The following is a 23,821-nucleotide window of genomic DNA, read 5'->3' on the forward strand; positions in this document are numbered from 1 at the left end:
CAGCGATGCGAAGACCGCTTGAAAGAATTGACAAAGCTCGCCCTGCAAGCGGGATAGACCTTTGGCGGGAATTTGTTGAAAGTGCCGCGGCCGAAGGACAAGACAACAGGAAATGTAAGCCATGACGAACGCCACACATTTGCCCGCCGAAGGCCTCTTCGTGGGCCGCGCCCGGGCGAGCGATGCTTCCCATCCGCTGGTGGTCACGGTGCGTGACGGCACGGTCTTCGACATCACGTCAAATGTGGCGCCGACCGTGCGCGACGTTTGCGAATTGCCGGATCCGGCGGGGCACGTCCGCTCGGCCAAGGGGCGGCCGATCGGCCCGCTCGATGCCATTGCCGCCAACAGTTTCGAGACAGCGCGCGATCCGGGGAAACCGTACCTGCTATCCCCCGTCGACCTGCAGGCGATCAAAGCGTCTGGCGTCACCTTTGTCGTCAGCCTGCTCGAACGGGTGATCGAGGAGCAGGCGCGCGGTTCGGCGGAAAAGGCCGACGCCATTCGCGCCGACATCGCCGGGCTGATCGGCCACGATCTGTCGAAGCTCAAGCCCGGCTCGCCGGAAGCGATGGAGATCAAGGCCAAGCTGATTGCGCGCGGCGCCTGGTCGCAATATCTGGAAGTCGGCATCGGCCCCGATGCCGAGATCTTCACCAAGTGCCAGCCGATGGCCTCGGTCGGCTTCGGCGCCGATGTCGGCCTGCATCCGGTTTCGACATGGAACAATCCGGAGCCGGAGATCGCCATGATTGCCGCCAGCAGCGGCAGGATTGTCGGGGCGACGATCGGCAACGACGTCAATCTGCGCGACGTCGAGGGGCGCTCGGCGCTGCTGCTCGGCAAAGCCAAGGACAACAACGCCTCGGCAGCACTTGGCCCCTTTATCCGGCTGTTCGACGAGACATTTTCCATCGGCGACGTGAAGCAGGCGATCGTACGGTTGAAAGTCGAAGGCGAGGATGGGTTCTCGCTGGAGGGCGCCAGTTCGATGGCCGAGATCAGCCGCTCGCCGGAAGAGTTGCTCGCCGCCGCCATGGGGCCACATCACCAATACCCGGATGGGCTGGCGCTCTATCTCGGCACGATGTTCGTGCCGTCGAAGGATCGCGGCGAAACAGGCAAGGGCTTTACCCACAAGGTCGGCGACATCGTCACCATATCGTCGGAGAAATTCGGCGCCTTGGTCAACCGCGTGCGGCTGTCGCCCGACTGCCCACACTGGACCTACGGCGCCAGCCATCTGATGCGCGACCTCGCCAGGGCCGACCTCATCTAGTCCCCCACCCTACATCCGATAGATTCTAGAATTCTCTGATTGGAAATTACCTGCTCGTCGGCATTCGGGAGAGTCCATTGATCGTCGCTCTTGAGGGCAAGACCCTTGTCGTTACCGGCGGAACGCAAGGACTTGGCGAGACCATCGTCCGGCTGGCCTCAGCCGACGGCGGCGAAGGGATCGCCATTGTCGGCCGCAATGCCGAGCGTGGCAGACGCATCGCCGAAGAGTTTTCACGACCAAGCCGGCCCGTCGTCTTCATCCAGGCCGACCTTGGAGATCCGGCCGCGCCTGCAGCTGTCATGGCGGAAGCGATCAAAAGACTCGGCCGCATCGATTGTCTGGTGAACGCCGCGGCCCTCACCGACCGGGCCTCTCTGGAAACTGGCACAATCGACGACTGGGACAGGTTGTTTTCCGTCAATGCGCGCGCGCCGTTCTTCCTCATGCAGGGGGCCGTAGCCGACATGAAGACACGGCGGGCGGCGGGCGCCATCGTCAACATACTGTCGGTGAATGCGCATTGCGGTGCGCCGGACCTTGCTATCTATTCCGCAACCAAGGGCGCGCTTTCGACGCTGACCAGAAACATTGCCAACGCGCATCTTTCCGATCGCATCCGCGTCAACGGCATCAACATGGGCTGGGTAGCGACGCCGGCCGAACAAGAGATGCAGGCGAGCACGCTGGGCAAGGGCGAAAACTGGGCAAAGATCGCCGCCGCCGGCCTGCCGCTTGGTCGATTGCTGACCATGGACGAAGTCGCCCAGCTAACGCTGTTCCTGCTCAGCGACGCCTCCGGGCTGATGACCGGGACGCTTATCGACCTAGAGCAATCCGTGCTCGGCGCGCCGCCGCGCAGCATTGCATGACGGTCGCAAGGCCGATCGTCGGCCGCCTGGAAAATATCAGCCAAACTGATGCAATCTGATGGGATTGCTGATGGCGCGGTGCCTTGCGCCAACGTCCATTGGCAATCGAGGCTTGCCATCGATCGAAAAAGGGAATGCTCTAATGCGCCCAGGTCGACGCTGGCAAAATGCGACCACCGTTTTGGCCGCGCACGGCTTTTCGCGGTGATCGTCGTCGGAGGAGGAGTTCGGTTCAAATGGGAGGAAATCAAATGCTGACGAGGCTAAGACTGCTTGTACTTGGCTTGATGGTGGCGCTGGCCATTCCGGCCGCGGCACAGGCCAAGACGTTCTACTGGATTTCGCATGGCGGCCCGGCCGATCCGGTCTGGACATACTTCCTTGCCGGCGCCAAGCAATGGGCGGCGGACACCGGCAACACCGTCAACACGTCGTTCCACAATGGCGACGTGGCGTCGCAGCAGGAGGCTGTCCGCGCCGCAATCGCCGCCAAGGCCGACGGCATCACCACGACCAGCCCTGATCCGGGCAGCCTTGTCGAGATCGCCAAGGAAGCGCGGGCGGCGAACATCCCGATCATCAACTTCAACACGCCCGACCCGAAGGCGGACTTCAACGCCTATGTCGGCGGCGACAACGTCACCTTCGGCAAACATTGGGCGCAGTATCTGGTCGACAAGGGCCTTGTGAAGAAGGGCGACTTCGTCTGGATGCCGGTCGAGATTCCCGGCGCCACCTATGGCGTCCAGGAAGAGGAAGGCATCAAGAGCGTGTTCGAGCCGCTCGGCATCACCTATGAAATCACCGAAGCGACGCTCGACCAGGCCGAAGTGATCAACCGCATGGTCGATTACCTCACCGCCAACAGGGCCAAGGTCAAGGCGGTCATCGGCCTCGGCGACCTTGTCACCGGTTCGGTCAAGCGGGTGTTCGACCAGGTCGGCGTCAAGCCGGGCGAAATCCCGGTCGTCGGCTGGGGCAACTCGCTCGACACCACCCAGGAAGTGCTGAACGGCTACGTCAATGCCGCGCAGTGGCAGGATCCGCAGGCGACCAGCTACGTCGCGCTCTCGCTCGCCAACATGGCGGCGAGCGGTATTCCGCCCGGCTTCGACGTGATCACCGGCGCGCTCTACGAGAAGGACACCGCGGCAGTCTACGACAAGATCCTGTCCGGCAAATAAATCCGCGATCGAGTTGGTCACGGCCGCTTCGGCGGCCGTGACTGTCTCATCATTCCGCCGAAGCCGGTTGCGGTCGCGGCCAAATCCAATCCTATCGCGGGTCCAAGGTGGAAAATCGTTCTCTTATCCAACGATCGATCGCGCGGCCCGAGTTCGGGCCGTTTGTGCTGCTCGTCGTCGAGATCGCCGTGTTCTGGGGCATCAACCACGACTTCCTGTCGCCGCAAAACATCTCGAACACGCTGGCCTTCACGGTCGAGCTCGGGCTGATCGCGCTGGCGATGACGCTGTTGATGACATCAGGCGAATTCGACCTCTCGGTCGGCTCGGTGTTCGGCTTCTCACCGGTCCTGATGTGGACGTTGTTTAACAGCGGCGTCGCCTCGCTCGAAGCCGCCTTCGTCATTGCGCTGGTGGTCGCTGCGTTCATTGGACTGGTCAATGGCTGGTTCGTGACGCAGCTGAAGATCCCGTCTTTCCTGGTGACACTGGGCATGCTGCTGGTGGTGCGCGGCACCGCTTTGTTCGTCACCAACGGGTTTCCGCAGCGGACCTGGAGCGCCGAGGGCAGCTGGCTGGCGGAAGCCTTGGTCGGCGATTTCTTCATCGGGCCGTTCCGTATCTACATGTCGCTGTTCTGGTTCATCGCCGCCGCAATCGCGCTCGGTTACGTGCTGACGCAGAGCCGGACAGGCAACTGGATCCAGGCAGCCGGCGGCAACCCGAGTGCTGCAAGGGCGCGCGGCGTCAATGTCAGCGGCGTCAAGATCGGCCTGTTCATCCTGTCGTCGATCCTGGCCTCGCTTGCCGGCGTCATCTCCTCGTTGCGCACCTCGGCGGCCAACCCCAACAGCGGCACCGGCTACGAGCTCGAAGTCATCGCCATGGTGGTGATCGGCGGCACGGCGCTGACCGGCGGGCGCGGCACAATCATCGGCACGGTGCTCGGTATCCTGATCCTGCGCGTGATGCGCAACGGCATCGTGCTGATCGGTGTGCCGGGCCTTGCCTATAATATTTTCATCGGCGCCATCATCCTCGGCATGATGGCGCTCCATTCATGGCTGGAACGCCGGCATCAGGCAGGGACTTGAACCATGGCCGAACCGCTTGTCCGCATGGAAAATATCCGCAAGTCCTATGGCCGCGTGCAGGCGCTGGTTGATGCCAATTTCCATGTCAACGAAAGGGAGATCGTCGGCCTGCTCGGCGACAACGGCGCCGGCAAGTCGACGCTGATCAAAGTGCTGTCGGGCGCGGTCCCGCTGACCAGCGGCGACATCTTCATCCGCGGCAAGAAGGTGAATTTGCGCAGTACCAGCGACGCCATCGCGCATGGCATCGAGACGATCTACCAGGACTCGGCGCTGGTGACGCAGCTGTCGATCGCCCGCAACCTGTTTCTCGGGCGCGAGCCGATCAAGCCGCCGCGCTTCCTCAATCGGATGGACCAGGAGGCAATGAACGTGGTTGCCCGCGACCTGCTCAAGCAGGTCGGCATCTCGAAGAACATCCCGCCGACGACGCCGATCGGCTCGCTCTCCGGCGGCGAGCGGCAGGCGGTGGCGATTGCACGCGCCATGCATTTCGACAGCGACCTCATCATCCTCGACGAGCCGACCAACAATCTCGGCGTCGCCGAAACGCAAGGCGTGCTGAGCTTCGTGCGCAGTGCCCGCGATTCCGGCCATTCCTGCATCTTCATCGCCCACAACATCCATCATGTCTTCCAGGTGGTCGACCGCATCGTCGTCATGCGCCGCGGTAAGGTGGTCGCCGACGATATCGACCCGAAGAAGACCAGCGTCGCCGAAGTCGAACGCGTCATCACCGGCATGTCGGACAAGGAGATCCATGACGCGCTGGTCGAGGGCACGCAACGGCCCGGCTGAGCAGCCGGGGGTCGGCCTGATCGTCGAGGCACTGGATCGCATCGCCATATGGTTGCGACATGAAAGCCACCGTTTCGGATATTGCGAGAAGCTGCGGCCTGTCGACCGCGACGGTCGACCGCGTGCTCAACAATCGGGCGGGGGCGAGTGCCGCCAACCGGCAGCGCGTAATGGAGGCGGCCAAGCAGCTCGGCTATCTGCCGGTCGTCGACCAGGTCGCGTTGCCGTCGCGGCCGGCGCATCTCGAATTCTTCCTGCCGATCGGCAGCAATGCCTTCATGGCCGATCTGGCCAGACACATCGAGGATTATGCGGCGCGCCTGCCGCTGGTCGCCTCCTGCCGCATCCACAAGCTCGCCGGCATCTCGCCGAGCGCCTTGCAGGCGGCCGTCGAAAACCTCTCGCTCAAGGCGAACGGCGTCGGCGTCATCGCCATCGATCATCCGAGAACGCGCAACATCTTGCGCGAGATCGTCGAGGCCGGCATCCGCCTGGTCACGCTGGTGTCCGACGTTCCGGGCGCACCCCGCTCGGCCTACGTCGGCATCGACAACCGTGTGGCCGGACGAACGGCGGCGCTGCTGATGGGACGGTTCCTCGGCGGCCGCCAGGGCCATCTGGCGATGGTCGTCGGCTCACGCTCCTACCGCGGCCATGAGGAACGCGAGATGGGCTTTCGCTCCGTGCTCGGCGAGGAGTTCCCCAATCTGACCGTCACCAGCGCCGTCGAGATCAACGATGAGCCGGAGGTCAGTTATACCGCGACCATGAAGGCGCTGCACAACGAGCCGGAGCTGCTCGGCATCTATTGTATCGGCGCCGGGCGCTCGGGCGTGGCAAAAGCATTGCTCGAAGTCAGGCCGCAGACGAAGCCGGTGTTCATCTGCCATGATCTGACGCGCGAGACGCGCGGCTATCTCGTCGACGATCTGCTCGACGTCGTCATCGACCAGAATGCGCGGCTGATCGCCGAACAGTCGGTCATTCGCCTGCTCGGCTCGATCGCCTCGTCGGCGCCCTATCTGACGCGGAAATTCATCGAGCCGCGCCTGATCTTCAAGGAAAATGTCCCGGTGCAGTGATGTCGCGCGAGGCGATGGTCGCTCGGGCCTCGATCGTTAAAATTCGGTTGATACCGCAAATCTGCACATCACCTATGCAACTTTTGTGGTTGCCGAATCATTGGGCAATCGATAGTTTCGCAGGTGTCGGCCATCTACTCCTCCCAGATGCGATGCCGACGCTGAGTGCGGTACACCTCCTCCCGTGCCGTATTCGAAATCGAGCCCGCTGCCACCTCCTCCCGGCAGCGGGCTTTTTTTGTTCCGGCTCCGGGATAGCGGCCAATGCTTGCGGTCGGGACAGCACCGGACACGTTTGCTGATCCGCGGATCGATGAGCTTCGCTGCGACCGCCGCGGCTTGTCGGGCAGAATCCTGTCACACTTGTCACTCTCACCGGTTCGCCGGCGGCCCTATCCTGCCTCACGACCAGCAATCAATGCCGCGCCGGCCATGGTGCGGAGGATCGGCACAGGAGACGCGAGATGGCACATCGCGATGGGACGAGACATCACCCGGCGGCGCGGCCCGCAATCGAAACGCCACGTATCGTTTCGCCGCTTGCGAGACTATCTGGCCCTGAAAGACGTGATCAGGCCTTCCGCCATGCGGACGAACTGCGCGCTCGGGCCCTCGGCGCCGACGCTTTGCAGGCTGACGCGGGCGCCCTCGAGCAGAAGCGACAGCGTATCGGCGAGAAGCTCGGCCTGTCCGATACCCGCATCGCGACACAGCGAGACCAGACGCTCGCGCTGCGCTTCCTTGAGTTCCTTGATCACTTGCCTTGCCGGATGATCGGCCTCGCTCAGCTCGATGGCGGCGTTGGCCATGTCGCAACCGCGACGATCCGACATCAGGCAATCGGCCGCCATCCGGACCCAGGCATGCAGCTGCGCCAGCTTGTCGCCCGGATTCTCGGCCTCGAACTTTTCCCACATCGCGTTGGCGCTGCAAGCGGTCGCCCGCAGACATTCGATGATCAGGTCGTCCTTGGACTCGAAATGCCGGTAGAGCGTCATCTTGTTGGTGCCGGCCGCCTCAGTGATGGCGTCGATGCCGACGCCGCGAATGCCATGCTTGTGAAACATGTCCCGTGCCGTCTCCAGGATCCTGTCCCGGGGGCGAACACGCTCCACAACACCGTCTGTCATCAAAACCTCCGTGATTGCGTTTCCCGAAATTCCCTCGGCGCACCTCTTGACTAGGGTGTTACCGGTCTGTAACGTTAGAGATGTTACTTACCTGTAACACCCGCATTGCATCATGTCAAACTCGCAAGTGCCGGCCATCAACCCCGCCCCGATCGGCAAGGGGACGAACCGCACCTTACGGCCCCGGCCGGCGAGCAAGAAAACACCCGATCCGCGGCTTGCCGCGGATCAGCAAAAACCAGGAGCCGCTTCGATGTCGCAGCGCAATGATCTGACGATCGATGAAGTCGTGAGGGATCCGATGATCCGCATGCTGATGAAGGCCGACCGCGTCGACCCGCGGTCCTTCGAGGCGATGCTGCGTGCGCTGGCGGACGAACAGGCCGAGCGCCGCAATGCGCCGCGCCGCCTTGAAGATTTCGGCTTTCTCGAAGATTCCGGCTCAACACGCAGCCGGCGGCTTTCCAGGGTAGCCAGGGCGTTTGGCCGGGCCAGAGCATCGGGCGAGGCGTGCATATCATGGTAAACTTCTTCATTCATCGTCCGATCTTTGCGTCGGCGATCGCCATCATCATGGTGCTCGCCGGAGGGATCTGTTATTTCCTCCTGCCCGTCTCGCAGTTTCCCGACATCACGCCGCCCCAGGTCGTGGTCAGCGCCCATTACCCGGGCGCCAGCGCGCAGGTCGTCGCCGACACGGTGACGACGCCGCTCGAACAGCAGATCAACGGCGTCCAGGGGATGACCTATATGTCGTCGTCGAGCTCCAATGACGGCTCCTCGACGATCACCATCACCTTCGACGTCGGCTACGATCTGAGCACGGCGGCCGTCGACGTCCAGAACCGCGTTTCGCAGGCGGCTTCCTCGTTGCCGGCCATCGTCAATCAGGGCGGCGTGACGATCAAGAAGCAGAACCCGAACTTCGTCCTGATCGTCGACCTCACCTCGCCGGACGGTTCCGTCAACCCGGTCGCGCTGAGCAACCTCGCCTACTTGCAGGTGGTCGATCCGCTGAAGCGCCTGCCCGGCGTCGGCGACGTGCAGATCTTCGGTGAGCGGCGCTATTCGATGCGCATTTGGCTCGACCCCGACAAGCTCGCCAATCTCGGCATTACTGCCGTCGACGTGCAGAACGCCGTCGCCGAGCAGAACGTCCAGGTGGCGGCCGGCAAGATCGGGCAATCACCGGCTCCGGCCGGCACCGCCTTCGAGATGCAGGTCAACGCCGTCGGCAGGCTGAGCGATCCCAAGGAGTTCGGCGACATCGTCGTGCGGGCCAATACCGCCAACGGCTCGCTGGTCAGGCTGCGCGACGTTGCGCGCATCGAGCTCGGCGCGCTGCAATATTCGTCGTCGGCCTTCTTCGGCAAGGACCCGACGGTGGTGCTCGCGGTCTACCAGATGCCGGGGTCCAACGCGCTCGATCTGCAGCAGCGCGTCAAGGACAAGATGCAGGAGCTGTCGGCCCGTTTCCCGAAGGGCGTCAGCTACGCCATGCATTACGATACGACACGTTTCGTTTCGGCCTCGATGCACGACGTGCTGATCACGCTCGGCGAAGCGCTGGTCCTGGTCGTCGCCGTGGTGTTCATCTTCCTGCAAAGCTGGCGCACCACGATCATCCCGACGATCGCAATTCCGGTGTCGCTGGTGGCGACGCTGGCCGTCATGCATATGCTTGGCTTCTCGCTGAACATGCTCAGCCTGCTCGGCATGGTGCTGGCGATCGGCCTCGTCGTCGACGACGCCATCGTCGTCGTCGAGAATGTCGAACGCCAACTTGAGGCCGGCCTCAAACCGCTGGCTGCCACGCGTACCGCGATGGCGGAGGTTACCGGCCCGATCATCGCCACGACCGCCGTGCTGATGGCTGTGTTCGTGCCGGTTGCCTTCATTCCCGGCGTGTCCGGCCGGCTCTACAACCAGTTCGCCCTGACTGTGGCGATCTCGTTCGGCATCTCGGCCTTCGTCTCGCTGACGCTTACCCCGTCGCTCAGCGCCGCCTTCCTGCGCCACCGGCCGGAAACGCAGTTCGTGCTGTTCCGCTGGTTCAACATGGGCTTCGAACGGCTGGCGCATGCCTATGCGAATGGTGTGCGCATTCTCATCCGCCTGCGCTGGATCATGCTTGGCGTGTTCGCGGCCGGACTTGTCGCGACCTATTTCGTCTGGCAGCGCCTGCCGTCGACCTTCCTTCCGGTCGAGGACCAGGGCTATTTCTTCGTCGTCATCCAGCTCCCCGACGGGGCCTCGCTGGAACGCACCGACGCGGTGGCGCAAAAGGCACGCGACATCCTGCAGAACACGCCCGGCGTCGACATCGTCGGCTCGATCAGCGGCTTGAACTTCCTGACCAGCGCCGCGCAGTCGAACTCGGCGGTCGAATTCGCGATCCTGAAGCCATGGGACGAACGCGGCCCCGACCAGAGCGCCTCTAAGCTCGTCGCCGACGTGCGCAACAAGCTGCTGCAAATTCCGGAGGCTTTTGCGCTGAGCTTCGATCCGCCGTCGATCCCGGGCATCGGCACCACTGGTGGCTTCGAGTTCCAGGTCGAGGACCTGACCGGCCGCGGCAGCGTGGCGCTCAACGATGCGACGCAAGCGGTGATTGCCGAGGCGCGCAAGCAGCCGGAGCTCAACCCGCAGCAATTGTTCTCGTCCTTCTCGACCTCGACGCCGCAGTTCAACTACGATCTCGATCGCGCCAAGGCGAAGCTGCTCGGGCTCAACCTGCCGGACGTCTTCAACACGCTGCAGATCTATCTCGGTTCGCTCTATGTGAACGATTTCAACCTGTTCGGCCGCACCTTCCGGGTGACGATACAGGCCGACAAGGACTCTCGCGCCGGTCCGGCCGACATTTCGCGGCTCTATGTCCGCAATGCGTCGGGTGGCATGGTGCCGCTGAGCACGCTGGGCAAGCTTGTGCCCGTCGTCGGCCCCGAGACCGTGCCGCACTACAACAACAATGCGTCGGCCCTGATCAATGGCGGCGCCGCCCCCGGCTTTTCGTCCGGCCAGGCGGTGGCGGCAATGGAACGTGCCGCTGCCACGGCATTGCCGAGAGATTTCGGCTACGAATGGACCGGCATCACCTATCAGGAGCTCAAGGCAGGATCGATCGCATCCGTCGTCTTTGGTCTCGCGATCGTCTTCGTCTTCCTGATCCTCGCCGCGCAATATGAGAGCTGGGCGATGCCGTTCATGGTGCTGCTGGCGGTGCCGCTCGCACTGTTCGGTGCATTCGTCGTGCTGTGGCTGCGCGGCATGCAGATCGACGTCTATTCGCAGATAGGCTTCGTCATGCTGATCGGACTGGCGGCCAAGAACGCGATTCTGATCGTCGAGTTTGCCCGGCGCCGGCGTGAGGACGGCCTCAGCATCGTCGACGCCGCGATGGAAGCCGCGCGGCTGCGGCTGCGGCCGATCCTGATGACCGCCTTCGCCTTCATCCTCGGCGTGCTGCCGCTGATGTTCGCCACGGGTGCGGGTGCGGCGAGCCGGCAGTCGATCGGCACCACCGTCTTTGGCGGCATGGTCGCGGCGACGATCCTGTCGCTGGTGTTCGTGCCGGTCTTCTATGCGGTGATCGAGCAGCTGCGCGAGCGCCGCAGCGAGAGCGAACCGGTTTCCGAAGCGACCGAACAACCAACTGCCGAACCCGCCTTCGAGCCATTGGCCGAAGCGGCTGAATAGGACTGGAGAATTGATCATGCGTAAATGGAAAATCGCGCTGGGAACGGCCGTCGCCCTTGGGGCGATTTCGGTGGCGAGCGTTCACCTGCTCGACATGGGCAGCCTCAGCCTCAACGCCGGCACAGCCGGGGCGGCGACACCCAAGCCGGAAGCCTTTGTCATGCCGGTGCCGGTGGTGAGCGTCGTCAAGAAGACGATCCCGATCTATCTCGACTACGCCGCCCGGGTGGAGCCGATCCGCAGCATCACGCTGCAGGCGCGCGTGCCGGGTTATCTGCAGGAGCAGGTCGCCACCGACGGCAGCGACGTTGCGAAGGGCGACCTTCTCTACAAGATCGCCCCTGAGGATTTCCAGGCTGCCCTCGAGCAGGCGAAGGCGCTTATCCAGCGCGACACGGCGACGCTCGACTATGCGCGCTCCAATCTCGGGCGCGGCAGCGAACTCGCCAAGAGCGGCTATCTCGCCAAGGACGTGTTCGACCAGCGCACCAGCACCTTGCGTGAGGCTCAGGCCTCGCTCGCCGTGAACCAGGCCGCCTTGCGGACCGCCGAGCTCAATTTGAGCTACACCGAAATCCGTGCCCCGTTCGCGGGACGCATCGGACGCAGCCAAGCATCTGTTGGAACGCTGGTCAGCGTCGCCGGCACGGTGCTCAATTCGCTGGTGCAGCTCGATCCGATCTACGTCACCTTCAATCCGAGCGAAACGGACCTGACACAGATCGAGGAAGCCCGGGCCGCGGGACCGATCAGTGTCGACGTCCTGCTTCCCGGTGAAACGGAACCGCGCCAGAAGGGCGATCTTACCTTCATGGACAACACGATCGATCGATCGACCGGCACGATCACGGCACGGGCGACGGTCGGCAACGGCAAGTTCACGCTGCTGCCCGGCCAATATGTCCGCGTCCGGCTGCACGTCAAAGAGCAGCCCGATGCGCTGATGGTACCGCAGACGGCACTCGGCTCAGGCCAGCTCGGCAAATACCTCTATGTCGTCGGCAAGGACAACACGGTCGACCAGCGTATCGTTTCGCTCGGACCGACCAATGGCGATCAGGTCGCCATCTTGAGCGGTGTGGCCGAAGGCGACCGGGTGATTACCGGCAATCTGCAGAAGATCGGCCCGGGAATGCCGATCTCGCCGCTGCCCGAGAAACCGGCCACCTGATAACCCCCATCAGGTTCCGGTCCCGCGGCGCCCTCGGCTCCCACGCCAAGGGCGCCGTTTTTGCTGATGTTTTCGACACGGCCGATTCAAGCCGTAGTGCGAACGGCGGCTCTGGCGACGATGGCAGCATAGAGGCGCTCTCCAACTGTGAAGGCAGTTTGTGGATCAGCAAACGAGACATCCATCCAGCCGACGGCTTGTCGCGGCCACACGTATCACTCGCGCGAACGCCCGCTTCGACCTGGATGGATGGACTGCTGGATTTAGGCGGCATAAGGCACCGTCTTCCAGGTCAAATCCTGGCGCAACGGTTTCGCCGGTCAGGCCGCCTGCAGGATCCGGATCCCATGGCGTCCGGTAAGCTCGATCACGCGGTTAATCATGCCAGCGGTCGGCGGGCCGGAGGGCGCGTCCTTGGATGCAGCCTCTTCGAAAAATGCGATCATCTGGTCGTCGACGATCGCCATGAAAATAACCGGCACGGGACCAGCATTGCGATAGCCATGGGGCGCGTTGCCCGGAATGGTGACGACATCACCGGGTTCCACCTCATATTCTTGCGCGACCCCATCGATCATTGTCCATATCGTGAGGGTGCCCTCGAGAATGCGGAAAATTTCCGCGGAAGGATGCGTGTGGGGCGGCGTGCCGCTTCCAGGAGGTACCGTCACGTCGATCACGTTGAGTGCCGTCCCAGCGAGCTTTGCCCGGACAGCGACCTGATCGCCCATCACCCAGAAGCCTTGAACCGAATCGGCCGGATGGACCGTCGCTTTGGTCTTATGCCAAGTCACTTGCTTTTTCCTTTCGAACAGCGCCTTGCTGCGATTTTGCCGCATTGAGCAAGGCGCGAATTGCCCAGGCGGCTGCCTCTCCGGCCTCACGGCCGGTAAGACCCCAGTAGTCTTTCATCGTCTGCCAGGCAGTGGCGCTGAACAGGAGCTGGATCACGGCCTCAAGCTGGCGCGCCGCCTTCGGGTCCATTCCGTTTGCGACTTGCGAAAGGCTGCTCTGAAAGGCACGTTGCCGCTCACCATTGGCTTGCAGGCGCATCTCGCGCCCGGTAGCGCTCGCATGCGAGGCTCTGACTACGCCTTCGATTGCGTCCAACGAGGCGAAAAGGTCGGGAGGAAGATCGATCAGATCCTGCTCCCGCTCAGGCCAGAACCGCACTCCCAGAGAGGCATTGGTGCTGGCCCAAAAGGCTTCCAAAAGCGCTTCCTTCGTCGGGAAATGGCGGAAGATGGTCCGTCGGTTTACGCCCGAAATCTCGGCAACCTCATCGAAGCCAAGGAGGCTGTACGGATTTTGCTCCAGAATCGTTCGAATGGACGCGAGGATGCGCTCGCGCGTGGCCTGCGCCTGCTCTGCCCGCAGCGGGCTCTCGTATTTCTGAGTCATCGTTTGTGAATTCATGTCACTGCTAGTGACACAAACCTTCCCAGTCGTCAATGGACATTGCGAAGGCTACGCACCAGGTTGTTTCCCGCTGCGAGAAGCCAGCTGACGCTCAGCGGCCGGGACCTGGTCGGCTTGCATGGTCAGGCTGGCCGAGGCCGGAAGGGCGCCAATGTCTCCAGGATCGCGAATCCAGCTCTTGTTAGATTGTCGACAATCTGCTTGTCTTGCTTTCGGTTCCCTGGAGCAGCCGAATGGCAAAGCTGGATTTCAGTCCGATCGCGGATACGACACGCAGGGCCGAGATCGTGGGGCTGCTCCGGCGGGCGATCCTGACCGGCCGGCTGGAACCGGGACAGAAGCTCAACGAACTCAGGATTTCCGAGCAGATGCGGGTGAGCCGCGCGCCGCTGCGCGAGGCAATGCGCGAGCTGGTGCAGGAAGGCATCCTGACCAGCATCCCCTACGCCGGAACCTTCGTCATCAACGTCACCGCCAAGGACATCGACGACGCCTATTCGCTCAACAAGGTGCTCGACGAGTTCGCCATCGAGCGGACCTGGCCGCTTCGCGACCAGCGCTTCTTCGACGAGCTTGACCGGCGCCATGCGGCGGTGAAGCAGGCGACGCGTGACCTGGACACGACGCGGCAGATCGAAACAGCGCTGCAACTGCATGGCCTGATCCACGAATGGGCCGACAATTCGGTGCTGCTTGAAACGTGGCAACGGCTGACCAGCCGGCTGCAGATGTATTTCGCGCTGCACCAGCGGGCGCGCAACGAGCCGGTGCCTGCCGTAGATGCTCACGAGACCTATGTACGGCTGCTCAAGGGCAGCGACATGCGCGCCGCACAGCGCCACGCCAAGGACCATATCGACCTGGATTTCGAAGAACTGCTCGCCTATGCGCGCGGGCTGGAACAGCGCGGCTCAAAGGGCGCCGGCGCCGATCGTGCCGGCCGACCTAAAGGTGGCTGAGCCCGACAAATTTGACGGACATCCCGGAACACAGACAACGGACAGAAAACGTGCAGATCAAAACCATCAAAGCCTACCATGTCCCGCAGCCCTTCGTTGACGGGCCTTATCGTATGTCCAAGGGGCGCGTCGCCGATGCGTTCGACGCGGTGATCGTCGCCGTCACCGCCGATAGCGGCCTCACCGGCTGGGGCGAGATGGCGCCGCTTGGCAACTTCTATTCGCCTGCCTTCGCTGCGGGTACTCGCGCCGGTGTCGTCGAGATCGCGCCGCATCTCATTGGCCATGAGCCACGCGGGCTAGCCAGTATCAACAGGCTGATGGATACCGTGTTCAAGGGCCATCCCTACATCAAGTCGGCGCTCGACATGGCATGCTCGGATCTCGCGGCGCGCGCCGCCGACGTGCCGCTGGTCACCCTGCTCGGTGGGCGCGAAAGCGAGACGGCCGAACTCTACAAGGTCGTCACCCACGGCACGGTCGACGCGATGGCCGCGCTCGCCAAGCACATCGTCGGGAAAGGATTTCACCGGCTGCAGGTCAAGGTCGGCGGCAACGTCCATGACGACATCGAACGCGTCACAGCCGTTGCCGCCGCGGTGCCGAAGGGCACCGTCATCTTCTGCGACGCCAATGCCGGCTGGACCCCTTACGAGGCGCGCCAGTTCGTGGATGCGACGCGCACCATCGACTACACGTTCGAGCAGCCCTGCACGACCATCGACGAATGCCTGTCGGTGCGCCGCTCGCTCGACAAGCCGATGGTGCTCGATGAATCCGTCGCGTCGCTGGACGATATGCTCGACATCCACCGCAAGGGCGCCGCCGACGGGCTGACGCTGAAGATCTCGCGCCTCGGCGGCGTTACCAAAACGCGCCAGATCCGCGACCTTGCCGTCGACCTCGGCTTCATGATCACGGTCGAAGACACTGGCGGCGCCGAGATCGACACATCGGCGATGGCGCATCTGTCGCTGTCGACGCCGGAGGAGCGCCGGCTGCACGCCATTGCCTTCCACGAATGGGTGACAGTGCGCACCGCATCCAACATGCCGCCGGTTTCGGGCAGCCGCATGGGCATTCCGGACGGGCCGGGCCTCGGCATCGATGTCGTTCCCGGCCTGCTTGGTGCGCCCTTCTTCGAAATCGGCAGCTGAGCTGCAATAAGGCTGCACCCAATCAACCTGAATATGCCGCGTCCTTCTGACGGCGGAGGCACGGCCGTGTGGATTGACCGCTCATCCAATCGTCTTCGGCCGATTGCAGAGCGACAATGCCCAATTGCCGGTTGAAATATTTTTCATTTGCAAATAGAAATGTTCAAAACGTTGATTTGGACGCTGCGGCGCGTCAGGAACTGGAGGAAGCGACATGTCCCATCCGCAATTTGCAGCGGAACTTCTGCAGCGCGCTGAACAGCAGGGGCCGATCACCATCGGGCTTGCCGGCGCCGGACAGATGGGCACCGACATCGTCGTCCAGGTCGCGCTGATGCCGGGCATGCGGATCGGCGCCATTTCCGAAGTCAGGCCGCAGGCAGCGATCGACGCGACGCTGCTCGCTGGCCATGACCGTTCCGACATCGTCCAGGCCGGCAATGCGGCCGCGATCGACCGCGCCATCGAGGCCGGCAAGGTCGCGGTGACCGAAGATTTGCATGCGCTGGCGGCGGCCGGCCGGATCGACGTCATCATCGACGCGACGGGCAATCCCAATATCGGCACGCTGTTCGCGCTGGAAGTGATGAAGAACGGCAAGCACATCGTCATGCTCAATGTCGAGGCCGACATCACCATCGGCCGCTTCCTCAAGGAAGAAGCGCGCAAGGCTGGCGTCGTCTATACCGGTGCGGCCGGCGACGAGCCGGCCTGCACGCTGGAGATCATCGGCTTTGCCAAGAGCCTCGGCTTCAACATCATCGCCGCCGGCAAGGGCAAGAACAATCCGCTGAAGATCGACGCCATGCCGGCCGACTACGAGAAGGAGGCGGCCGAGCGCAACATGAATGCGCGCATGCTGGTCGAATTCGTCGACGGCTCGAAGACGGCGATCGAGATGGTGGCGATCGCCAATGCGACCGGCCTAGTGCCCGATGTGCCGGGCATGCACGGCCCGACCGCGACGCTGGAGGAGTTGGCCAGCGTGCTTTGCCCGCGCGAGGATGGCGGCGTGCTGCATCGCAAGGGCGTGGTCGATTACTCGATCGGCAAGGGTGTGGCGCCCGGCGTGTTCTGCATCATCGAGACCCGGCATCCGCGTGTGCTGGAGCGCATGATCGACCTCAAGGTCGGCAAAGGCCCCTATTTCACGATCTTCCGGCCCTATCATCTGACCAGCCTGGAAGTGCCGCTGTCGGCGGCGCGCGCGGTGGTCTACAAGCGGGCCGACATGGAGCCGCTCGACCATCCTGTGGCCGAGGCGGTGGCGGTCGCCAAGAGCGATCTTGGCGTTGGCCAGTCGCTCGGCATGATCGGCGAGAATGACTACCGCGGCTTCGCCATGACCTGGGGGGATGCGCGCGCCCGCGGCGCCCTGCCGCTCGGCCTTGCCGAACGCGCCAAGGTGGTCAACCCGCTCAAGACCGGCGACTTCCTGACCTATGAAAATTGTGTACCCGACGATTCGATGGTGATAACCCAGATCCGCCGCCGTCTCGACCAGTCGGACGGACGGTTCGTTACAAACGCAGCCTGACCCCGCCGGATCTCCGCCTGATGGACGATGTCGTAATCGGGATCGACGCCTCGACCACGGCCGTGAAGGCGATTGCCTTCGCGCGCGACGGCGAGGAGCTGTTCCAGGCGCGCGAGCCGTACCCGCTTTCAAATCCGAAGCCCGGCCATTTCGAGCAGGACGCCGAACAGTGGTGGACGGCGCTGCTTGGCGCATTGAAGCAGGTCACCGAGGCGGTCGGCGCTACGCGGGTGGCGGCGATCTGCATCGCTCACCAGCGAGAGACCTTCACGCTGGTGGACAGCGCCGGCAAAGCACTCATGCCGGCGATCCTGTGGCTCGACGAACGCGCCCGGCCGCAGGTTATCAGGCTTTCGGCCGAACTCGGCCGCGAGGCGATCCGCGACTGGAGCGGCAAGCCGCCGGACCCGACGCCGGCGCTCTACGCCATTGCCTGGCTTGCCGAGCACCAGCCGCAAGTGCTTCGCCAGGCAGCGGCACTGGTCGACGTGCACGGTTTCTTCGTCCAGCGGCTGACCGGGCGATTGGTCACCAGCACCGCAAGTGCGGATCCGCTCGGGCTGCTCGACGTCGAGAAAGGCACTTGGCGTCCAGAGCTCGTTGCGGCGGCGGGGCTGCAACTGGAGCAATTGCCCGAGCTGGTCGCGCCGGGCGTGGTCTGCGGCAGTCTTTCCGCAAGCATAGCGCAGCTGACCGGCCTGAGGGCCGGCACGCCGGTCGTTGCCGGCGCTGGGGACGGCCAGGCGATGGGCCTCGGCATGGGCGTCTACGGCGAGGGCAAGAGCTATCTCTCGCTCGGCTCCGGCGTGGTCAGCGGCTGCTATTCCGGCAAGGTGAAAACCTCGGACGCCTTTCGCACGCTGGTCTCGCCGACCGGCTCCGGTTTCATGCTGGAGACCGTGCTGCGCTCGGGCATGCAGCTGGTCGACTGGATCGTGCGAACCACCGGTTCGCCCTCGGCGGCAGCGCTGGAGAAAGTGGCGCTGGATGTTGCCGCGGGCAGCGAGGGCCTGCTCATCATGCCCTATTGGGCCGGCGTCATGAGCCCGTATTGGGACGGTGCGGCGCGCGGCGCCATTGTCGGCCTGTCGCTCGATCACCGGCCGGAGCATCTCTTCCGCGCTGTCCTGGAAGGCATCGCCTTCGAGCAGGCCGTCGCCACCGAGGCCATGGAAGCCCAGGCCGGCGGACCGGCGGCGATGATTGCCGCCGGCGGCGGCACCAATTGCGCGCTGCTAATGCAGATCACGGCAAGCGTGCTCGAGCGGCCGCTCTCGGTTTCGCCGGTCAACGAAGCCGCCGCACTCGGCGCTGCCATGCTGGCGGCAGCGGCTGTCGGCTGGTTTGCCTCGCCGGAAGCCGCAGCAGAGGTAATGGCTGCCGCTCCCACCAGGCATGTCGATCCGGTCGACGGACTTGTCGCCGCCTATCGCAGCCGCAAGGAAATCTACCGCGACCTTTACCAGGCGACGCGCGATATCCACACCCGCCTCAGCGCTCTCGGCGAAATCTAGCGGTTGAGCAGCCCCTTTGCCGCGTCTTCGTCGGTGATCAGAACCGATACCTTGGTGTTGGCGAGCGCAGCCCGCATTACCGCTACCTTCTCGCTGCCGCCCGACACCAGGATGATGCTCGGGATATCCGACAGATCCTGCAGCGGATAGGCGCAGACGCGGCGGTTGACCTCGTGGTCGACCGGGCGGCCCTCGGCGTCGATGAAATGACACAGAATATCGCCGACGGCACCGGCCGCCTGCAATTCCTCGAGTTCGCTTGGCTTGATGAAGCCGTAATTGGCGATCGGGCTGTCGTTGGAAAACGAGCCGACGCTGAGCACGGCGATGTTTGCCCGGCGTGCACGGAAGACGACGTCCTGAACGCTGCGCTGGCTCATGAAAGCGTCGCGCTGCTCCGGCCTGTCGGCATAGACCGGCACCGGCAGCAGGAAGCACTCCGCACCGATCTTTTCGGCGAAATCCCAGGCGCTTTCTGTCGGGTTGAGCGGCTGGGCATGGGTGAGGCCGCCAAGCATCGAAACCACCGTCGTCCTGGCGATGGGCCGCCGCGGCAATTCATTGATGGCGAATTTCAGTGTCCGCCCCCAGCCCAGTGCGATGACATCGCCGGCATTCACATGGTCGGCCAGGTAGGCGGCGGCGGCGTGGCCGATCATCAGCGGCGCGTTGCTTCGGTCGGCCGCCGACGGCACCACAACAGCCTGGCTGAGCCCGAACCGCTGCTTGAGGCTTTCCTCCAAAATCACGCATTCGACGACGCTGTCGCGGATGCGAAACTGGACGACACCCTCTTCGCGGGCGGCGGAGAGAATGCGATGCACCTTGATGCGGCCGACGCCGAGAATTTCGGAAATCCGCTCCTGTGTAAGACCCTCGACATAATAGTGCCAGGCGGCGCGGGCCTTGAGTTCGGCGTCGGGGAAGCGCGAGGCTCTTTCGTTCTCTACGATCGTCATCTGTTTGCCTTGCCGCAGCCGCCGGCTCTGCTCATGATATTCCAAGCCGGCGACTTCGAAATGCCCAAGATTTCCGAGACCTTGCGTAAGGCAAACCGGCGGACAGCGCAAACCCGTCGTCGAATGAAGCGGCAGGCCTTGACAATTTTCCGATGAACAGTTTAGCTGAACAAAATTGCATGTTAAAGATAAATTGTTCACAGGGAGGGGCCTGGTGAACAAAGTGGCCCGGTGATGCAGCGCCGGATTGCTGTGGAGGAGACAAAGTGGCTGTGAGCAACGACGCAAGCAATTTGAAGGCAGGCGAGTTGAAGGCAGGCTCTGGCGCGCAGGCTACGGCGGGCGCAAGGTTTTCAGCCGTCTTTGCCGGAACCATGGGTCCGCTGATCGGGCTGGTTCTGCTGTGCCTGGCGCTCTCGCTGACCACCGACACCTTCCTGACCATCCGCAACATCCTCAACGTGCTCGACCAGGTCACTGTGCTCGGCATCATGGCGATCGGCATGACACTGGTCATCCTGATCGGCGGCATTGACCTGTCCGTCGGCTCGGTGCTGGCGCTGGCTTCCATGGTGATGGGCTTCGTCGCCCATCCGGACTATCTCAATCTCGGCCTGCCGGCCGGCATCGCCGCAGCCCTCGTCGTCGCCGGCCTTTGCGGGCTGGTTTCGGGCCTGCTGGTGACGGTCACCAAGCTGCCGCCCTTCATCGCCACGTTGGCGATGATGTCGGTGGCGCGCGGCCTTGCCAACATGATTACCGACGGCTCGCAGATCGTCGGCTTTCCCGACTGGTTCACCAGCCTGTCGATCATCCGCCATTTCGGATTCCTCTCGGTCACCGTCGGGCTGATGATCGTGCTTGCCGTCATTTTCGCGATCTTCCTGAATTATCGCGCTACCGGCCGTAGCCTGTACGCAATCGGCGGCAGCGCCGAAGTCGCCCGGCTGTCCGGCATACCAGTCAAGTCGCTGACAAACTGGGTCTATGCGATCTGCGCCGTGCTGGCCGGTCTCGCCGGCATCGTGCTTGCCGCCCGGCTCGATTCCGTCCAGCCGAGCTCCGGCCTTGGCTACGAACTCGACACCATCGCGGCGGTGGTGATCGGCGGCGCCAGCCTGTCGGGCGGCGTCGGTTCGATCGGCGGCACAGCCATCGGCGTCCTCATCATCGGCGTGCTGCGCAACGGGCTGAACCTGCTCGGTGTCTCGCCCTTCATCCAGCAAGTGGTTATCGGCGTGGTGATCGCGCTGGCGGTGGCCACCGACACGTGGCGGCGCCGAGCACAATGAAGAATGGGCCACAATGAAGAATTGGGCTCAATGAGATTCGCCCCGATATTCGGGCGAAAACGGATCGGTGATCCGAAACTGGGAGTTGTTCGGCCAAGGGGCGCCGCGATGCGCGGGCAGGACAGATTGAACATCAACGGAGGAATAAACATGCTGACCAAACGTTCATTGCTGCTTGCCGCCGCGGCCGTCATCCCGCTGCTTGGCCTGTCCGACATGGCCTCGGCCAAGGAGGCCAAAAAGCTCGGGCTCGCCGTCGCCAATCTGCAGGCCGACTTCTTCAACCAGATCAAGCAGTCCGTCGAAGCCTACGGCAAGGAAAAGGGCATCGAGGTCGTTACCGTCGACGCCAAGGGCGATTCGGCGACCCAGGTCAGCCAGGTGCAGGACCTGATCACGCAGAACATCGATGCGCTGATCTATATTCCAGCCGGCGCCACCGCCGCCACCGTGCCGACCAAGACCGCCAAGGCTGCCGGTATCCCAGTCGTCAATGTCGACCGCAACGCCGATGGCGCGCCCGGCGATACCTTCATCGCCACCAACAGCGTGGCATCGGCCAAGGCGGTTTGCGACTACATCGCCAAGCAGGCCGGCGGCAAGGGCGAGCTGATCATCATCCACGGCCAGAAGGGCACGACGCCCGAAGTCGACCGCTCGAAGGGCTGCGGCGAAGCGCTGAAAGGCTATCCCGACATCAAGGTTGTCGGAGAATTGTGGAGCGAAGGCTGGCACCAGGACGAAGGCTTCAAGCTGACGCAGGATTTGTTGCAGTCGCACCCCGACGTGTCGATCGTCATCGGCCAGGCCGACGCGCTGGCGCTCGGTGCGGCGCAGGCGGTCAAGGTCGCCAATCCCGGCCACAAGGTCTGGGTTGCCGGCTTCGACGGCGACGTGGCGGCGCTCAAGGCTCTGAAGGACGGCGTCTTCGACGTGACCGCGACGCAGCAGACCCAGGGCATGGGCCGGCTCGCCGTCGATGCAGCAATCAAGCTGGTGGCCGGCGAGACCATTCCCGCCGAACAGCTGCAGGATGCGACGCTGACCACCAAGGACAATGTCGAGCAGTTCATCGCCAAGCATCCCTGATTGAGACCAGTCCGGCAGTCGACGAGCACAACGATGTCCACCGATCCTCGCCACACGCACAGCCCCCATAACGGGCTCGTCGTCAGCGGCCTCTGCAAAAGCTACGGGCCGGTGCAGGTCCTGGCCGATGCGAGCTTCGAGGTGCGGCCGGGCGAGGTCGTGGCGCTGCTTGGCGAAAACGGCGCCGGCAAGTCGACTGTCTCGAACATCATCGCCGGGTCGACGAAACCCGATGCCGGCACCATCACCTGGCGGGGGAACGCTTATTCCCCCGCCAATCCTGCCGCGGCGATCGACGCCGGCATCGGCATGATCCACCAGGAGCTGAAGCTCTTGCCCGATCTGTCGGTCGCCGAAAACGTCTATGTCGGGCGCCTGCCGATGCGTGGCGGCCGCATCGACCGCGCGGCAATGAATGCACGGGCATCGGCCCAATTGAAGCGCCTCGGCCTCGATGTCTCGCCCGAGCGCAAGGTGCGCACGCTGCGTATCGCCGCCCAGCAGCAGGTCGAGATCGCCAAGGCGCTGACGCTCAATGCCGAGCTCCTGATCTTCGACGAACCAACGGCAGCCCTTGGCGGCGAGGAAACGGAGCTCCTGTTCCAGCAGATCCGCAAGCTCAAGGCGGAAGGCATGTCCTTCATCTATATCAGCCACCGGCTGGACGAGATCGCCCAGATCGCCGATCGCGTGGTGGTGATGCGCGACGGGCGCATCGTCGCCCGGCACGAGCGCGCCGACATTCCGGTGCGCACTGTCGTCGAGCAAATGGTCGGCCGCAGTGTCGAGCGGATGTTCCCTACGGTATCGGCGCCGGGCAACGACACGCTGCTCGAGGTCGAGAACCTGTCCTCGCCGGAACGCAGCTTTCAAAATGTCAGCTTTTCAGTGCGGGCCGGCGAAATCCTCGGCATTGCCGGGCTGATCGGCGCCGGACGCACGGAGCTGGTGCGGGCGATCGCCGGTGCCGATCCGATCTCATCGGGATCGGTGCGCGTCGCCGGCAAGCCGGTGCATCTCAATGGCCCGGCGGCGGCGATCAAGGCCGGCGTCGTCCTGGTACCGGAAGACCGCAAGGCGCAGGGCGTGGTGCTCGACCAGACGATCGGCGAGAACCTGGCGATCGGCAATTTCGACCATGTCGCGCCGAATGCCTGGGTGTTCCCGAAGGCGGTGCAGAAATTCGCCGAGGCCGGCATTCGCCGGCTCGGCGTCAAGGGCCGGCCGAACCAGGCGGTCAGCAAGCTCTCCGGCGGCAACCAGCAGAAAGTGATCATCGCCAAATGGGTGTCGCGCCCGCCCAAGGTATTCATCCTGGACGAGCCGACGCGCGGCATCGACGTAGGTGCACGCGCCGCGATCTATGATGTCATCGCCGACCTTGCCCGCTCCGGCATGGCGGTGGTGGTGGTGAGCTCCGACCTCGAGGAAGTTCTCGGCCTGTCGCATCGCGTGCTTGTGCTGAGCCGCGGCCGGCAACGCGGCATTCTCGACCGCAGCGAAGCAAGCAATATCGCCGTGATGGAACTCGCCACGAGCTAGGAACAGCCCATCGAAACAAAGCGCAGCAGGTGGTATCCTCCCGG

General features: G+C 63.6%; 20 protein-coding genes. 16 read left to right on the forward strand and 4 right to left on the reverse strand.

Translation table 11 applies throughout. The annotated features are described in order from the left end of the window. The first annotated feature begins 121 nt into the window (after positions 1–121). The 6 genes from NKI67_RS27205 to NKI67_RS27230 all read left to right on the forward strand — a co-directional run bounded on the left by NKI67_RS27205 (position 122) and on the right by NKI67_RS27230 (position 6,309). Positions 122–1,279: a fumarylacetoacetate hydrolase family protein gene (locus NKI67_RS27205; protein ID WP_023674044.1), complete on the forward strand. Its 1,158-nt coding sequence runs from the start codon at positions 122–124 to the stop codon at positions 1,277–1,279. Positions 1,280–1,356: 77 nt separating this feature from the next. Next, complete coding sequence (locus tag NKI67_RS27210; RefSeq protein ID WP_023674043.1) at positions 1,357–2,151, forward strand: SDR family oxidoreductase; 795 nt, start codon at positions 1,357–1,359, stop codon at positions 2,149–2,151. 251 nt (positions 2,152–2,402) lie between these two features. Beyond that, on the forward strand, positions 2,403–3,335 hold the full coding sequence (locus tag NKI67_RS27215) for a substrate-binding domain-containing protein (protein WP_023674042.1): 933 nt from the start codon (positions 2,403–2,405) through the stop codon (positions 3,333–3,335). Positions 3,336–3,442: 107 nt separating this feature from the next. Next, complete coding sequence (locus tag NKI67_RS27220) at positions 3,443–4,429, forward strand: ABC transporter permease (protein WP_023674041.1); 987 nt, start codon at positions 3,443–3,445, stop codon at positions 4,427–4,429. A 3-nt stretch (positions 4,430–4,432) separates the two neighbouring features. Next, a complete protein-coding gene (locus tag NKI67_RS27225; protein ID WP_023674040.1) occupies positions 4,433–5,227 on the forward strand; it encodes an ATP-binding cassette domain-containing protein in 795 nt (264 codons plus the stop codon). A gap of 59 nt (positions 5,228–5,286) precedes the next feature. Beyond that, positions 5,287–6,309, forward strand: a complete 1,023-nt coding sequence (locus NKI67_RS27230; RefSeq protein ID WP_023674039.1) for a LacI family DNA-binding transcriptional regulator — start codon at positions 5,287–5,289, stop codon at positions 6,307–6,309. Positions 6,310–6,857: 548 nt separating this feature from the next. On the opposite strand, the gene NKI67_RS27235 is transcribed toward NKI67_RS27230, so the two are convergent. Then, on the reverse strand, positions 6,858–7,439 hold the full coding sequence (locus tag NKI67_RS27235; protein ID WP_031211029.1) for a TetR/AcrR family transcriptional regulator: 582 nt from the start codon (positions 7,437–7,439) through the stop codon (positions 6,858–6,860). 253 nt (positions 7,440–7,692) lie between these two features. Here NKI67_RS27235 and NKI67_RS27240 point away from each other — a divergent pair, with 253 nt between their 5' ends. The 3 genes from NKI67_RS27240 to NKI67_RS27250 are packed head-to-tail and all read left to right on the forward strand — an operon-like array spanning position 7,693 to position 12,309. Beyond that, a complete protein-coding gene (locus NKI67_RS27240) occupies positions 7,693–7,965 on the forward strand; it encodes a hypothetical protein (RefSeq protein ID WP_031211028.1) in 273 nt (90 codons plus the stop codon). Then, the gene (locus tag NKI67_RS27245; RefSeq protein WP_023674036.1) at positions 7,959–11,138 is read left to right on the forward strand and encodes an efflux RND transporter permease subunit; all 3,180 of its coding nucleotides are present in this window, start codon (positions 7,959–7,961) and stop codon (positions 11,136–11,138) included. Before NKI67_RS27240 ends, NKI67_RS27245 begins: the two co-directional genes overlap by 7 nt. A gap of 16 nt (positions 11,139–11,154) precedes the next feature. Further along, positions 11,155–12,309: an efflux RND transporter periplasmic adaptor subunit gene (locus tag NKI67_RS27250; RefSeq protein WP_352590115.1), complete on the forward strand. Its 1,155-nt coding sequence runs from the start codon at positions 11,155–11,157 to the stop codon at positions 12,307–12,309. Between the two features lie 320 nt (positions 12,310–12,629). Here the strand turns inward: NKI67_RS27250 and NKI67_RS27255 are convergent, their stop codons facing one another. Both NKI67_RS27255 and NKI67_RS27260 read right to left on the reverse strand, forming a co-directional pair. Continuing rightward, positions 12,630–13,148 carry a cupin domain-containing protein gene (locus NKI67_RS27255; RefSeq protein ID WP_084640922.1) on the reverse strand — a complete coding sequence of 173 codons (519 nt, stop codon included), beginning with the start codon at positions 13,146–13,148 and terminating at the stop codon, positions 12,630–12,632. Beyond that, the gene (locus NKI67_RS27260) at positions 13,090–13,725 is read right to left on the reverse strand and encodes a TetR/AcrR family transcriptional regulator (RefSeq protein WP_036237918.1); all 636 of its coding nucleotides are present in this window, start codon (positions 13,723–13,725) and stop codon (positions 13,090–13,092) included. The genes NKI67_RS27255 and NKI67_RS27260 overlap by 59 nt, the downstream gene beginning before the upstream one ends. A 236-nt stretch (positions 13,726–13,961) precedes the next feature. Here NKI67_RS27260 and NKI67_RS27265 point away from each other — a divergent pair, with 236 nt between their 5' ends. The 4 genes from NKI67_RS27265 to NKI67_RS27280 all read left to right on the forward strand — a co-directional run bounded on the left by NKI67_RS27265 (position 13,962) and on the right by NKI67_RS27280 (position 18,895). Further along, positions 13,962–14,687, forward strand: a complete 726-nt coding sequence (locus NKI67_RS27265) for a GntR family transcriptional regulator (protein ID WP_023674032.1) — start codon at positions 13,962–13,964, stop codon at positions 14,685–14,687. Positions 14,688–14,737: 50 nt separating this feature from the next. Beyond that, positions 14,738–15,844, forward strand: a complete 1,107-nt coding sequence (locus NKI67_RS27270) for a mandelate racemase/muconate lactonizing enzyme family protein (protein WP_352647852.1) — start codon at positions 14,738–14,740, stop codon at positions 15,842–15,844. Between the two features lie 214 nt (positions 15,845–16,058). Next, positions 16,059–17,381, forward strand: coding sequence for an NAD(P)H-dependent oxidoreductase (locus tag NKI67_RS27275; RefSeq protein WP_352647854.1), 1,323 nt, complete (start codon positions 16,059–16,061; stop codon positions 17,379–17,381). A 20-nt stretch (positions 17,382–17,401) separates the two neighbouring features. Then, entirely contained in the window at positions 17,402–18,895 is a 1,494-nt protein-coding gene (locus NKI67_RS27280; protein ID WP_023674029.1) for a xylulokinase, read from the forward strand. On the opposite strand, the gene NKI67_RS27285 is transcribed toward NKI67_RS27280, so the two are convergent. Then, positions 18,892–19,854 carry a sugar-binding transcriptional regulator gene (locus NKI67_RS27285; protein ID WP_031211026.1) on the reverse strand — a complete coding sequence of 321 codons (963 nt, stop codon included), beginning with the start codon at positions 19,852–19,854 and terminating at the stop codon, positions 18,892–18,894. The two genes, NKI67_RS27280 and NKI67_RS27285, sit on opposite strands and share 4 nt — an antisense overlap. 308 nt (positions 19,855–20,162) lie before the next feature. Between NKI67_RS27285 and NKI67_RS27290 the strand changes: the two genes are divergently transcribed. The 3 genes from NKI67_RS27290 (at position 20,163) to NKI67_RS27300 (ending at position 23,777) form a co-directional block, all read left to right on the forward strand. After that, on the forward strand, positions 20,163–21,146 hold the full coding sequence (locus tag NKI67_RS27290) for an ABC transporter permease (RefSeq protein ID WP_198023514.1): 984 nt from the start codon (positions 20,163–20,165) through the stop codon (positions 21,144–21,146). A gap of 150 nt (positions 21,147–21,296) precedes the next feature. Then, positions 21,297–22,235 (forward strand): sugar ABC transporter substrate-binding protein, encoded by a 939-nt coding sequence (locus NKI67_RS27295; protein WP_023674026.1) that lies wholly within the window; start codon positions 21,297–21,299, stop codon positions 22,233–22,235. 33 nt (positions 22,236–22,268) lie between these two features. Continuing rightward, on the forward strand, positions 22,269–23,777 hold the full coding sequence (locus tag NKI67_RS27300) for a sugar ABC transporter ATP-binding protein (protein WP_023674025.1): 1,509 nt from the start codon (positions 22,269–22,271) through the stop codon (positions 23,775–23,777). Positions 23,778–23,821: the final 44 nt, after the last annotated feature.

Source organism: Mesorhizobium sp. M0408 (genome assembly GCF_040321495.1).
Classification (GTDB): domain Bacteria; phylum Pseudomonadota; class Alphaproteobacteria; order Rhizobiales; family Rhizobiaceae; genus Mesorhizobium.

What these genes read in the sequence shown, in the direction of transcription:
- NKI67_RS27205 (WP_023674044.1), top strand. Translation starts at nt 122, where the DNA reads ATGACGAACGCCACACATTTGCCCGCCGAAGGCCTCTTCGTGGGCCGC.
- NKI67_RS27255 (WP_084640922.1), bottom strand. Translation starts at nt 13,148, where the DNA reads ATGCGGCAAAATCGCAGCAAGGCGCTGTTCGAAAGGAAAAAGCAAGTG.
- NKI67_RS27215 (WP_023674042.1), top strand. Translation starts at nt 2,403, where the DNA reads ATGCTGACGAGGCTAAGACTGCTTGTACTTGGCTTGATGGTGGCGCTG.
- NKI67_RS27260 (WP_036237918.1), bottom strand. Translation starts at nt 13,725, where the DNA reads ATGAATTCACAAACGATGACTCAGAAATACGAGAGCCCGCTGCGGGCA.
- NKI67_RS27240 (WP_031211028.1), top strand. Translation starts at nt 7,693, where the DNA reads ATGTCGCAGCGCAATGATCTGACGATCGATGAAGTCGTGAGGGATCCG.
- NKI67_RS27250 (WP_352590115.1), top strand. Translation starts at nt 11,155, where the DNA reads ATGCGTAAATGGAAAATCGCGCTGGGAACGGCCGTCGCCCTTGGGGCG.
- NKI67_RS27300 (WP_023674025.1), top strand. Translation starts at nt 22,269, where the DNA reads ATGTCCACCGATCCTCGCCACACGCACAGCCCCCATAACGGGCTCGTC.
- NKI67_RS27295 (WP_023674026.1), top strand. Translation starts at nt 21,297, where the DNA reads ATGCTGACCAAACGTTCATTGCTGCTTGCCGCCGCGGCCGTCATCCCG.
- NKI67_RS27280 (WP_023674029.1), top strand. Translation starts at nt 17,402, where the DNA reads ATGGACGATGTCGTAATCGGGATCGACGCCTCGACCACGGCCGTGAAG.
- NKI67_RS27225 (WP_023674040.1), top strand. Translation starts at nt 4,433, where the DNA reads ATGGCCGAACCGCTTGTCCGCATGGAAAATATCCGCAAGTCCTATGGC.
- NKI67_RS27275 (WP_352647854.1), top strand. Translation starts at nt 16,059, where the DNA reads ATGTCCCATCCGCAATTTGCAGCGGAACTTCTGCAGCGCGCTGAACAG.
- NKI67_RS27265 (WP_023674032.1), top strand. Translation starts at nt 13,962, where the DNA reads ATGGCAAAGCTGGATTTCAGTCCGATCGCGGATACGACACGCAGGGCC.
- NKI67_RS27230 (WP_023674039.1), top strand. Translation starts at nt 5,287, where the DNA reads ATGAAAGCCACCGTTTCGGATATTGCGAGAAGCTGCGGCCTGTCGACC.
- NKI67_RS27235 (WP_031211029.1), bottom strand. Translation starts at nt 7,439, where the DNA reads ATGACAGACGGTGTTGTGGAGCGTGTTCGCCCCCGGGACAGGATCCTG.
- NKI67_RS27285 (WP_031211026.1), bottom strand. Translation starts at nt 19,854, where the DNA reads ATGACGATCGTAGAGAACGAAAGAGCCTCGCGCTTCCCCGACGCCGAA.
- NKI67_RS27245 (WP_023674036.1), top strand. Translation starts at nt 7,959, where the DNA reads ATGGTAAACTTCTTCATTCATCGTCCGATCTTTGCGTCGGCGATCGCC.